Source organism: Acidovorax sp. CF316 (assembly GCF_000276605.1).
Taxonomy (GTDB): Bacteria; Pseudomonadota; Gammaproteobacteria; order Burkholderiales; family Burkholderiaceae_C; genus Acidovorax.
This window is the reverse complement of sequence record NZ_AKJX01000119.1, coordinates 58682-70065: the sequence shown is the minus strand read 5'-3', so window position 1 is coordinate 70065 and position 11384 is coordinate 58682. Positions and strand designations below refer to the sequence as shown.

The following is an 11384-nucleotide window of genomic DNA, read 5'->3' as shown; positions in this document are numbered from 1 at the left end:
CCCGCCAGTCGCTGGCGGCCGCGTTGCTGCCCCTGGCCAGCAGGTGGCGCAGCGCGTGGCGGCAGGCGATGAACTCCTCACGCCGGGCCGGGTTCTGCATGCCCGCCAGCCGGGCCTCTTCACTCCCGGTCAGCCATCCCGGCGCCAGCTGCCGGGCGCCTGCCGCCAGGGGGGCCTGGGCGGCGAGCAGCAGCTGCAAGGGCGCCGCCGGGGTGGAGGGTGTCACTGCCCGAAGCGGACGTAGGTGCCCTTGAAGGTCACGCCGGTGAGCATGTTGCCCGCGTGGCATTCGTAGTTGACCGGGTCCTTGTAGACCTTGCCCTTGAAGCTGCTGTGCAGGTCGACCACGGCGTTGGCGCCGCGCTTCTTGGCGAATTCTTCGAGCGCGATCAGCGTGGACAGGGCCACCCAGTGGCAGGCCTCTTCCTTGCTCTTGCCGCCGGATGCCGTCCGGCGGTTGGCGGTTTCTTCGCCGATGGCGGTGCCGCCTTCGGGCGTGGGCGCGCCCGACAGGTAGAACTTGACGCTGCCGTCGAGCTTCTTTTGCGCCAGGCCCAGTTGCACGGCCTCTTCCAGGGGCAGCATCAGCACTTTTTCGGCATGGGCTGCGGTGGTGCTGGCGGCGGCCAGAACGGCCAGGGCCAGAATCGTTGTGGTCTTCTTCATGCGCATGTCGGTGTTCCCTCTTGGTCTTTGGCGCTCGTCAGGAGTCGCGGTGTTGAATGGATGGATGGATGAATGGCTGGCTGGGCGGTTCGCGGTCCCGGCTCAGGGCGCGGTGCGTGCGTAGGTGCCCTTGAAGGCCACGATGGTCTGGTAGCTGGTCTGATTGCACTCGAAGCGGGCCGGGTCCTTGACGGTCTTTTCGTTGTAGAAGCTGTGCAGGTCGACCACGGCGTTGGCGCCACGCTTCTTGGCGTTCTCCTGCAGGGCCATCAGGCCGGCCAGGGCGGCCCAGTGGCAGGCAAACACCAGCTCCTTGCCGATGTTGCTGGTGCGCCGGTGCAGGTACTCCTCGCCCAGTGGCTGGTCCGCAAGCTGCGGCACAGGGGCACCCGAGAGGTAGAAACGGACGCTGCCGTCAAGCTTGCCCTCGCGGATGCCCATCTGCACCGTGTCTTCGAGCGGCAGCATCGACACCTTGACCTCGCGCGCCTGTGCCGCAGTGGCGGCCGACAGCACGGCCAGGGCCAGAGACCATTGCTTCGTCATTTTCATCACTTGTTGTCCCTCATTTGGGTTCCCACGCTACGCAACTGGCGCGCCCAAGGCCAGCGCCCTCGCGCAATGGCCGCCCCGCCACGCTGGGGGCGTGTCCCCCTGGGAGGATGACGCGAAGCGGCTCAGGGGCGCTTCAAATTTTTGCGAACGTGCCCTTGAGCGTCACGCCGATTACCACCGCGCCAGCATGGCACTCGTAGTTGGCCGGGTTCTTGTAGGTGGCACGCTTGTAGTAGCTGTGCAGGTCGACCACGGCGTTGGCGCCCTTTTGCTTGGCCGATTCCTGGAAGGCGATCAGCGCCGACAGCGCGGCCCACTTGCAGCCGTAGGCGTCGTCCTTGCCGACGCCGTTGGTCTTCTTGTTGGCGATGTCCTCGCCCAGGCGGGCGCTGACCTTGGGCGTCTTGGCGCCCGAGAGGTAGAACTTGACGCTGCCGTCGAGCTTGCCCTGCTCCACGCCCATGCGCACCACTTCGTCGAGGGGCAGTGTCAGAACGGTATTGCGGGCTTGCGCCGCGGTCACGGCCGACAGCGCGGCCAGTGCCAGTATCCATTGCTTCATGCGGATCTCCCGTTGGGTCGTTGCCTCCCCACGCGGGAAAGGCGGTTTCGAATGGCTTGCGCGCCGGGCTTCAGCCGCCGCTGATGCGCTGCATGAGGTTGCGGATCCAGCGGTTGTAGTTGGGGTGGATGCGGCGGTTGCCATCCACTTCGGCATAGTTGAGGTTATAGCTGGTGACGTAGTCGATCTTGTAACCGGCATGGTCATAGCGCACGGCGATGTGCGCCATGTGCTTGCCCTGCTTGTCGTACTGCAGCTCCACCAGGCCCGGAGCTTCGCGGGTCACGGCCCAGCCCAGCGACTGGCCGGCCTGGATGATGCGGTCGCGCACCTGCGCGGCGTTGGGTACGTAACCGCCCGAGAAAACGACCTGTGGCGCATCGGCGAGTGCTTCGGCGCGCGCGTGGGCTGCGCCGCTGTGCAAGGCCAGTGCCAGCACGGCCCCGATCGCCAGGGCGCTGCCGCGGCGGATGTGTGTCTGAATTCCCATATCGATTACTCCCTCCAACGTTTGAAAATCAAGGATGTGTTGATGCCGCCGAACGCGAAGTTGTTGCTCATCACCACGTCGGTCTGCAGCTGGCGCGCCTGGCCCATGATGTAGTCCAGCGCGCCGCAGCGCGGGTCGGGTTCGGTGAGGTTGGCGTTCTGGGCAAACCAGCCCTCGCGCATCATCTCAAGGGTCATCCAGGCCTCCAGCGCGCCGCAGGCGCCCAGGGTATGGCCCATGTAGCCCTTGAGCGTGCTCACGGGCACCGCGCTGCCGAAGACCTCGCAGGTGGCGTGGCTCTCGGCGATGTCGCCCTGGTCGGTGGCCGTGCCGTGGGCGTTGACGTAGCCGATGGCGTCCGGCGCCAGGCCGGCATCGTCGAGCGCCATGCGCATGGCCTGGGCCATGGTGGCGGAGTTGGGGTGGGTGACGTGGGTGCCATCCGAGTTGGTGGCAAAGCCGATGATCTCGCCCAGGATCTGCGCGCCACGGGCCCGGGCATGTTCGAGCTCTTCGAGCACGAAGGTGCAGGCGCCCTCGCCCAGCACCAGGCCGTCGCGGTGCGCGTCGAAGGGCCGGGGCGTGAGCTCGGGCGTGTCGTTCCTGGTGCTGGTGGCGAACAGGGTGTCGAACACCGCCGCCTGGATGGCGTCGAGCTCTTCGGCGCCGCCGGCCAGCATGGCCAGCTGCTTGCCGCTCTGGATGGTCTCGTAGGCGTAGCCCAGGCCCTGGCTGCCCGAGGTGCAGGCGCTCGAGGTGGTGATGATGCGCCCCGTGGCGCCGAAGAACACGCCGATGTTCACCGCGGCGGTGTGCGACATCATCTTGATGTAGGTGTTGGCGTTGATGCCTTCGGTGCTCTTGCCGGCGATCATACGGCCGAAGTCGCCGATGGCGGCCGGCGTGCCGGCCGACGAGCCGTACGAGATCCCCATCTGCCCGCTCTTGACGAAGGGGTCGCCCAGCAGGCCGGCGCTCGTGAGCGCGATCTCGGTGGCGCGTGTGGCCATCACGGCCACGCGGCCCATGCTGCGCATCGTCTTGCGGTTGTAGTGCGCGGGCAGCTCGAAGGGCGCCACGCTGCAGGCCAACTGGGTGTTCAGGCCCTCGTAGACGGCCCAGTCGGGCATGCGGCGGATCACGTTGCGCCCGCTTTGCAGCTGGCTGCGCACCGTGGCCCAGTCGTTGCCCAGGGGGCTGAAGGCGCCGACGCCGGTGACGACCACACGGCGCCTGCCGCTGTTGTTCGGGGTGGTGGAGGAAGCGCTCATCCGACCATCCCCCCGTTGACCGAGATCACCTGGCGCGTGATGTACGAGGCCTCGGCCCCCAGCAGGAAGGCGACCGCGCCGGCCACCTCGTCCACCGTGCCCATGCGGCGCATGGGAATCATCTCCAGGGCGTGCTCCAGCACCTCCTCGCTGACCATCTCGGTGTCGATCAGACCCGGGGCCACGCAGTTGACCGTGATGTTGCGCTTGGCCAGCTCGATGGCCAGCGACTTGGTCGCGGCGATCACGCCGGCCTTGGCCGCGCTGTAGTTGGCCTGGCCGCGGTTGCCCATGAGGGCAGAGACCGATGCCAGCGTGACGATGCGCCCGGGCTTGCGCCGGCGCACCATGGGCATGACCACCGGGTGCAGCACGTTGTAGAAGGCGTCGAGGTTGGTGTGCACCACGCGGTCCCACTCCTCGCCGGTCATGGCGGGGAAGGCGTTGTCCATGGCGATGCCGGCGTTGCAGACCACGCCGTAGTAGGCGCCATGGGCCTCCATGTCGGCCTCGAGCGCGGCTGCGCAGGCAGCGCGGTCGGCCACGTCGAACTGCAGCACGCGCGCGCTGCGGCCCAGGGCCTCTATTTCGGCCGCGGCGCTGTGCGCCTGCTCAATGCCACTTCGGCAGTGCACCACGATGTCGTGGCCGTCCCGGGCCAGGCGCAGTGCGATGGCGCGGCCGATGCCCCGGCTGGAGCCGGTCACCAGCACGGTGGTGGCGGCAGCGGGCGCTGGTGTCGTCGTCGTCTTCGTCGTCAGCTCATTCATTCTCGGTATCGATTGCCTGTTGTATCTGTTGTCTGTGGTGGCCTGTCTGCCTGCATGTCCCGGCCCTAGCCCGCGGCGGGGGATGGGGAAATATAGGCGCTACCGTCCTCGGGCTCAAAGACGGAAATGCGCGCACTTGCCAATTCCGTCTCATCCTGGCCATGGATGCGACAGTCGAACATGCCCAGGCCGTTGTCGCCCATCAGGTCGCAGTGCACGCTGATCCTGAGCAGGGAACCCGGCGCGAAGAAGGCCTGGGCCGTCTCGTACCTGCGCGAACCGAGCAGGAAGCCGATCTTCACCGCCTGGCCCTTGCGCAGCGCGTTCCAGCCGGCCCAGGCGGCCACCGTCTGCGCCATGTACTCCATGCCCACCCAGGAGGGCATGCCTGCATCGTGCAGGAACAGGCCGCCGCGCGGCACGGTGACCTCGGCCACGGCGCTGTCCACGTCGGCGGCGATCAGGCGGTCCAGCAGCAGCATGGCGCCCCGGTGGGGCACGTAGTTCTCGACGGGTAAAAGTTCGGTGCTCATCAGTCGGCTTGTCGTCATTCGTCAGGCGGCTTCGAACAGCAGGCTGCTGTTACTGCCGCCAAAGGCAAAGGAGTTGCTCATCACGGCACGCGCCGCGCGCCCGAGCTGCAGGCCCGGCGCCACGGCGGCCAGGGCCGGCATGGCGGGGTCGGCCACGCCATCCCACCAGTGCACGGGCAGCACGCCCTGCGGATTGTCCTGCAGCACATGCCAGGCCACCACGGCCTCCAGCGCACCGGCGGCGGCCAGGGCATGGCCGGTGAGCGGCTTGGTGGAGCTTACCGCGACATCGCTGCCCTGCACGCCACCGAACACGGCCTGCACTGCGCGGCTTTCCATGGCGTCGTTGTGCGGCGTGGCCGTGCCGTGCAGGTTGACGTAGTCCACTGCGGTGGGCTGCATGCCGGCGCGCGCCAGCGCCTGCTGCATGGCCGCCGCGGCGCCCTGGCCCGTGGGGTCGGGGGCGGACATGTGGTGTGCATCCTGCGATTCGCCCCAGCCCGCCAGGCGCACCGGGCCGGCCTCGCGGCTGAGCATGAAGAAGGCCGCGGCCTCGCCCAGGTTGATGCCCCGGCGGTGGGCCGACAGGGGGTTGCAGCGCTCGGCGGACACGGCCTCCAGCGCGCTGAAGCCGCCCACGGTGAAGCGCGCCAGCGCATCCACGCCGCCGGCCAGCACCGCATCGGCCATGCCGGACTGCAGCAGCCGCGCGGCCGAGGCCAGGGCCTTGGCACCCGAGGAGCAGGCGGTGGAGACGGTGTGCGCCGGCCCGCGGATGCCCAGGTGCTGCGCCAGGAACTGGGCTACGTTGCCCATCTCCTGCACGGCGTAGGCGAAGTCGGCTGGAAAGCGCTGCTCGTGCAGCAGGTGGCGCGCGGCCACCTCGCCCTCTTCGATACCGCCGGTGCTGGTGCCCACCACCAGGGCCACGCGCGTGGGGCCGAAGCGGTCGATGGCCTGCTGCACCGCGCCCTGCAGCGCCTGCACGGCGCCCCAGGCCAGCGCGTTGTTGCGCGATTGCTGGTGGATGGGCGCAAAGTCCAGCGCCGGCAGCACCGCGCCCGCGGGCAGGCAGCCCAGGGGCAGGCTGCGGCCGGGGGAGTAGCGCTCGGTCCACTGCAGGGTGGCGGGGTCGGTGGCGGCGAACAGGTGCGCGCGCATGGATGCGGCATCGAGCCCCAGCGCGCTGTGGGCCGATGCGGCGTTCAGGTAGACATGCGGGCGGGCCATCACGGCAACTCCTGCGCCGGGGCGCACAGACGGGAGCCCCCGGGCGATTCGACGCGCAGGGTGAAGGGCCCACCGGGGTAGATGATCTCGACGGCCGAGTTGCCGACGAACTGCACGCGCACCTGCTCGCGGCCATCGCGCAGCAGGCGGCGCCCGGTGGGGCCGACCTCCACGCTCCAGGGCGGCTGCACAGCGCGCTGCACGGCCCGGGCGGGCCAGAAGGCGAGCTGCAGGTCGCTGAGCACCTGCTCGGGCGCGAGCTGGGCGGGCCAGTGGCGCGAGAGCTGCTTGTCCCACTGCCAGCCGTCCCACACCAGGGTGCCCATGCCCTGCCCCATCACGAAGAAGGCCAGGCGCACGGCCTCGGCATCCACTTCGAGCAGGGATTCGAGCTGCTGCGCGGGCCTGCCGGGCACCTCCACCGTCAAGCGCTGCTGCACGGCGACCTCGCAGCGCAGGGCCGCAGGCGCCAGCGCCAGCCGAGGGCTGCGCGCGGCATCGGGGGCGCCCGGCGATGCGCAGCCTGCAAGCAGCAGAACCGACAGGGCAGCGCCCCAGCCGAGTGGCGTGGCAAGGCTCATGCGGGCACGGCCCCCGGTTGCTGCGGTTGCTGTGTTTGCATGCGGCACAGCTCACCCAGCACCTGCAGGCGGCGCTGCGGCTCGGCCACATAGGGGTTCTTCGCGTCCCAGGCGTAGCCGGCCAGGATGGAGGCGATCATGCGGCGGATCTCGGGGCTGTGCCGGTCGTGGAAGATCACGTCCTGAAAGCCCCCGTCGTACCAGCCCTGCACGAAGGCGCGGAAGGTGTTCACCCCCGCCTGCAGCGGCACGGCATAGTCCTGCTGCCAGTCCACCGCCTCGCCGCGCCAGGCGCGGTCAATGCAGCGCGCGGCCAGGCTGGCCGAGGTGACGGCGATGGTCACGCCGCTGGAGAACACCGGGTCCAGGAACTCGCCCGCATTGCCCAAGAGCGCAAAGCCCTTGCCCCACAGCGCGGTGACGTTGGCCGCATAGCCGGTGATGGAGCGGCCCGGCGTGTCCCACACGGCGTTGCGCAGCACGTGGGCCAGGCTCGGCGTCTCGGCGATGCTGGCGCGCAGGCGCTCGACCTCGCTGCCCTGGTAGCGCGCCAGGAACTCGGGCGTGGCCACCACGCCCTGCGAGCAGCGGCCGCCGGAAAAGGGGATGGTCCAGAACCAGACCTCGTGGTGCACCGGGTGCACGGAGATCAGGATCTTGCTGCGGTCCATGTCGCCATGGGCGATGCCGTCCTGGATGTGCGTGAACAGCGCACCGCGTACCGGAAAATCCGACGGGCGTTCGAGCTGCAGCAGGCGCGGCAGGATGCGCGCGAAGCCGCTGGCGTCGAGCAGGAAGCGCGCCTGCACGGTGTACTCCTCGCCCTCGGGCGAGGTGACCGATACCTCGGGCCGCTCGCCCGATACGTCCACCGCCGTCACGGTGTGGCGGTAGCGCACTTCGGCGCCGGCCTTGGCCGCAGCGTCGGCCAGCACCTTGTCGAAGTCGCCGCGCTGCACCTGGTAGGTGGTGCCCCAGCCGGGCGAGAACTTGTCGCGGAAGTCGAAGTCGGTGCGCAGCTCGCCCTTGGCGAAGGCGGCGCCGTTCTTGTACTGGAAGCCCGCCTCCACCACGTCCTGCAGCATGCCGGCCTCTTCGATGTAGGCCATGCTCTGGGGCAGCAGGCTCTCGCCGATGGAAAAGCGCGGAAACGTTTCCTTTTCGAGCACCAGCACCTGGCGGCCCTGCTTGCGCAGCAGGCCGGCGGCCACGGCGCCCGAGGGGCCCGCGCCCACGATCAGCACCTCGGTCTGTTCCATGCGGCGTTGTGGCATCAGGGTTCCTTGGGGTCGGTAGGGCTGCGAAACAGCGGCGCCAGCACCAGCACCAGCGGCAGGCCCAGCATGAGGGTCAGGCCGAAGGCCTTGAGTGCCGGCGTGGCCGACAGGCCCAGCAGGCCGAACGACAGCCAGGTGCTGCCCGCGCCGATGACCACCGCCAGCCAGGCATGGGGGTCGTCCTCATGCTCCTGCAAAAAGATGCCATAGTCGATGCCCACGCCCAGCAGCAGCATCAGCGCCAGCACGTTGAACAGCTGCCAGGGCGCGCCAAAGGCCGTGAGCACGCCCACCACCACCAGGCTGGCCAGCACCGTGGGCATCCAGGCGCGCCAGGCCTTGCGGCCAAAGCGCAGCCACAGGGCGGCCAGCACCAGCACATGGCCCAGCAGCAGCAGCTCGGTCATGGAGATGCGGTAGCGCTGCAGCAGGCCCGATATCTCGGCCGGCTTGTCGACCCAGGCCACGCCTTCGAGGCCCTGGGCCGCACCGGCCAGCGCGGGCAGCGAATCGAGGTTCGTCACACCGCGCAGCATGACCAGGCTGCGGTAGCGGCCCTCGCGCTCGCCCAGCCACAGCGGCCGCGCGGCGGTCGAGATCGGCTGCGCCAGCCAGGCCTGCACCGTGAGCGGCGCCGGCGCTGGCGTGGCGGCCCGGGCAAAGCTTTCGCCGAGCGCGTCGTTCACGCCCTTGTACACGGCCTCCTGCGCACGGGCCACCAGCGCTCCATCGCTGTCCTGGCGCCGGGCCGAGGGCACCCAGTCGGACACGGCGCTGTAGCCCACCAGCAGCTGGCGCGCGACCAACGCGTCGAGCCGGTCCTTGAGTTCCTCTTCGCGCTGCAGCACCTGCTCGGGCGTGCTGCCCTGCACCAAGTAGAACTGCGCCGGGCTGGGCAGGCCCAGGATCTCACCCACCTGGCGCTGCTGCGCGACCAGGGCCGCCGATCCGCTTTGCAGCTGGCGCACGTCGTCCTGCGCGCGCAGGCCGCCCAGCAGCCACAGCAGCAGCGCCATGGCCACGCAGACCGCCACCGAGCCGGGCAGCGCCTGGCGCCAGCGCGGCCAGGCCATCAACGTCTGGCCGATGCGCTCGGCCACGCGGCTGTGCGGCATGGTGCCGCGGTCGAGCCAGGGGAACCAGCAGACCACGGTGAGCATGGCGGCCGTGAGCCCCACCACCGAGAACACCGCCATCTGGCGCAGGCCCGGGAAGGCCGCGGCCCCGAGCGCCAGGTAGGCGATGGCGCTGGTGCCCAGGGCCAGCCACAGCGCCGGCATCAGCCCGCGCATGAGGCCGTGCGGGCTGCGGCCAGGCGCGCCCTGGCGGCTGGCGAAGTAGTGGATGCCATAGTCTTCGGCCACGCCCACCAGGCTGGCGCCGAACACCAGGGTCAAGAGGTGCACCTGCCCGAAGAGCAGCGCCGTGACCGACAGCGCCACCGCGCAGCCCACCAGCAGCGACACACCGACCAGCGCCACCGGCCGCAGCGAGCGGAACGCCAGCCAGGCCAGCAGCAGCACGCCGGCCAGCGAGCCCCAGCCGATGGTGTTGATCTCACTGTTGGCCTGCACGGCCGCGGCCTCGGCATGCAGGGGCACGCCGGCCACCACCATGCGGGCGCCGGGCCACTGGGCCTGCACCTGGGCCAGCGCGCCCTGCAGGGCCTGCCCCAGCACCGGCTCGCCCGACAGGCGAAAGGCCGAGCCCTCCAGCGTGAACTGCAGCACGGCCCACTGCAGACCGTCGGCCGCCACCCACAGCTGGCCGTCGCGCGGGCGGGCCTGGCTTTGCGCGCCGCGCGTGGTCCACCACTGGGTCCACAGGCCCAGGGGGTCGCTCACCCAGTCGGACAGGCGGGCCTGCACGGCGGGCTGGTACAGGTCCTGCAGCGCCTTTTGCACCAACGCGGCATCGGGCGTGCCGGTCAGCAGGGCGCGCTGCTGCGGGGTGAGCAGGCGCTCGCGCCAGGGCTGGTAGAAGCCGAGCGCGGCGTCGATGGAGGTCTTTTGCGCGATGGGGTCTTCGCGCAGGCGCGCGCCGGCCCCGCTGCCCAGCGACTGGCGCAGCACCTGCGCCGCAGCGCGCGCATCGGCCCATTCGCCCGCACCGAGCAGCACCACCACCTGGCGCGACATCTGGCCCACCAGCTGCTCGGTGGCCAGGGCCACGTCGGGCGCCTGCTCGTTCACGGGCAGCAGGGCCATCACGTCGGTGTCGATGCCGTCGTGCTTCCAGAACTGCCACTGGTGCAGGCCCACGGCCAGCACCACCAGCAGCCAGGCGAGCGCGGCCGCGCGCCACAGCCGGCCGGGGGCGGCATCCCGCAGGGGGGGGCTGCCCGTCATTCGAACTGCGCCGCGTCCTGCGGGCGCAGGGCGTTCTCGGCCACGGGCGCAAGGATGCGGATCAGGCTGCTGTCACCGCGCGCCTCCTGCAGCTTCACCTCCTGCACGAACTGGTTGCCCTGCAGGTCCACGGCGGTGAGCCACTGGGCCAGCGTGGGGTCGCGCGGCACCAGGCGCAGCGACCAGCCCTTGGCCGCCACCTGCCCGGTCACCTCGAAGTGCTGGGCCAGCTCGGTCAGGTTGGCCGACATCACGGCGAACAGCATGGCGTTGACGGTGCGCAGCACGGGCTCGTCCTGCGCGCGCATCTGCGTGGTGAGCTTGCCGTCGCTGCCGCGCGACTGCAGGCTGTCGGGCCGCACCACCAGCGTGGACTCGAAGGGTTTGAGCACATGCCAGACGATGCCCTTGCCGCGCGCCACGACGAAGTCGCCGCCCGAGCGCAGCGGCTGCTTGAAGCCCTTGACAGTTTTGAGCTGCTCGAACTCGCCGCGCACCACGGGCGCATCGTGCACGCGCTGGCGCACCTGGGCGAGCAGTTCCTGGGCCGCGGGTTCCGCCGCATGGGCCGGCACGAGCACCAGCGCACACAGGGCCAGCGCGGCGGCGCGCAGCCAGAGAAGGGGCTTCATGGCGCCACCCCCAGCCGCTCCCACAGCACCGGCGGGCAGACGAAGCACATGGCGCGCGTGCCCATGTCCACCGCCACCTGGATGGTGTGGGCGCTGTTGACCTTCTGGCCCGTGGCGGCGTCGCTGATCAGGTAGTCGATGCGCAGGCGGTTCTCCCACTCGGTGATGGTGGCGCGCACCTTGAGCACCTGGCCGAAGGTGGCCGGGCGCACGTACTTGAGGCGCATGTCCACCACGGGCCAGCCATAGCCCGACTCGCGCATGCGCGGGTAGTCGTAGTCGAACTTGGCGAGCAGCGCGCTGCGCGCCAGTTCGAGAAAGCGCACGTAGTGGCCGTGGTAGACGATCTCCATCACGTCGATGTCGTAGAACGCAGGCGTGATCTCGATCTCGTGGCTGAGCCGCTCGCGCGAGGCCAGCTCTTTCTCAGTGGACATGCGCAGGCCTCCGGGTCGATGGGGTGGCGTGA

General features: G+C 70.0%; 14 protein-coding genes. All 14 read right to left on the bottom strand.

The features are described from left to right. Window positions 1-226: hypothetical protein (locus PMI14_RS14075; protein ID WP_007855413.1), on the bottom strand; the 226-nt coding region annotated here is incomplete at its 3' end. Then, window positions 223-672: a hypothetical protein gene (locus PMI14_RS14070; protein WP_007855412.1), complete on the bottom strand. Its 450-nt coding sequence runs from the start codon at window positions 670-672 to the stop codon at window positions 223-225. The genes PMI14_RS14075 and PMI14_RS14070, both read right to left, overlap by 4 nt. A 96-nt stretch (window positions 673-768) precedes the next feature. After that, on the bottom strand, window positions 769-1218 hold the full coding sequence (locus tag PMI14_RS14065) for a hypothetical protein (RefSeq protein WP_007855411.1): 450 nt from the start codon (window positions 1216-1218) through the stop codon (window positions 769-771). 136 nt (window positions 1219-1354) lie between these two features. Further along, a complete protein-coding gene (locus PMI14_RS14060; RefSeq protein WP_007855410.1) occupies window positions 1355-1783 on the bottom strand; it encodes a hypothetical protein in 429 nt (142 codons plus the stop codon). A gap of 70 nt (window positions 1784-1853) precedes the next feature. Beyond that, window positions 1854-2273 carry a hypothetical protein gene (locus tag PMI14_RS14055; protein WP_007855409.1) on the bottom strand — a complete coding sequence of 140 codons (420 nt, stop codon included), beginning with the start codon at window positions 2271-2273 and terminating at the stop codon, window positions 1854-1856. Window positions 2274-2278: 5 nt separating this feature from the next. Continuing rightward, window positions 2279-3544, bottom strand: a complete 1266-nt coding sequence (locus PMI14_RS14050; protein WP_007855408.1) for a beta-ketoacyl-ACP synthase — start codon at window positions 3542-3544, stop codon at window positions 2279-2281. Next, complete coding sequence (gene fabG, locus PMI14_RS14045) at window positions 3541-4314, bottom strand: 3-oxoacyl-ACP reductase FabG (RefSeq protein WP_007855407.1); 774 nt, start codon at window positions 4312-4314, stop codon at window positions 3541-3543. Before fabG ends, PMI14_RS14050 begins: the two co-directional genes overlap by 4 nt. A gap of 65 nt (window positions 4315-4379) precedes the next feature. Then, window positions 4380-4847, bottom strand: a complete 468-nt coding sequence (locus PMI14_RS14040; protein ID WP_007855406.1) for a hotdog family protein — start codon at window positions 4845-4847, stop codon at window positions 4380-4382. Window positions 4848-4868: 21 nt separating this feature from the next. Beyond that, entirely contained in the window at window positions 4869-6077 is a 1209-nt protein-coding gene (locus PMI14_RS14035; protein ID WP_007855405.1) for a beta-ketoacyl-ACP synthase, read from the bottom strand. Continuing rightward, entirely contained in the window at window positions 6077-6658 is a 582-nt protein-coding gene (locus tag PMI14_RS33555; protein ID WP_007855403.1) for a DUF3261 domain-containing protein, read from the bottom strand. The genes PMI14_RS14035 and PMI14_RS33555 overlap by 1 nt, the downstream gene beginning before the upstream one ends. Next, entirely contained in the window at window positions 6655-7932 is a 1278-nt protein-coding gene (locus tag PMI14_RS14025; protein WP_007855402.1) for an NAD(P)/FAD-dependent oxidoreductase, read from the bottom strand. The genes PMI14_RS33555 and PMI14_RS14025 overlap by 4 nt, the downstream gene beginning before the upstream one ends. After that, on the bottom strand, window positions 7932-10283 hold the full coding sequence (locus PMI14_RS14020) for an MMPL family transporter (RefSeq protein ID WP_007855401.1): 2352 nt from the start codon (window positions 10281-10283) through the stop codon (window positions 7932-7934). Before PMI14_RS14020 ends, PMI14_RS14025 begins: the two co-directional genes overlap by 1 nt. Beyond that, window positions 10280-10915: an outer membrane lipoprotein carrier protein LolA gene (locus PMI14_RS14015; RefSeq protein WP_007855400.1), complete on the bottom strand. Its 636-nt coding sequence runs from the start codon at window positions 10913-10915 to the stop codon at window positions 10280-10282. Before PMI14_RS14015 ends, PMI14_RS14020 begins: the two co-directional genes overlap by 4 nt. Further along, window positions 10912-11352 (bottom strand): thioesterase family protein, encoded by a 441-nt coding sequence (locus PMI14_RS14010; RefSeq protein WP_007855399.1) that lies wholly within the window; start codon window positions 11350-11352, stop codon window positions 10912-10914. The genes PMI14_RS14015 and PMI14_RS14010 overlap by 4 nt, the downstream gene beginning before the upstream one ends. Between the last annotated feature and the right edge of the window lie 32 nt (window positions 11353-11384).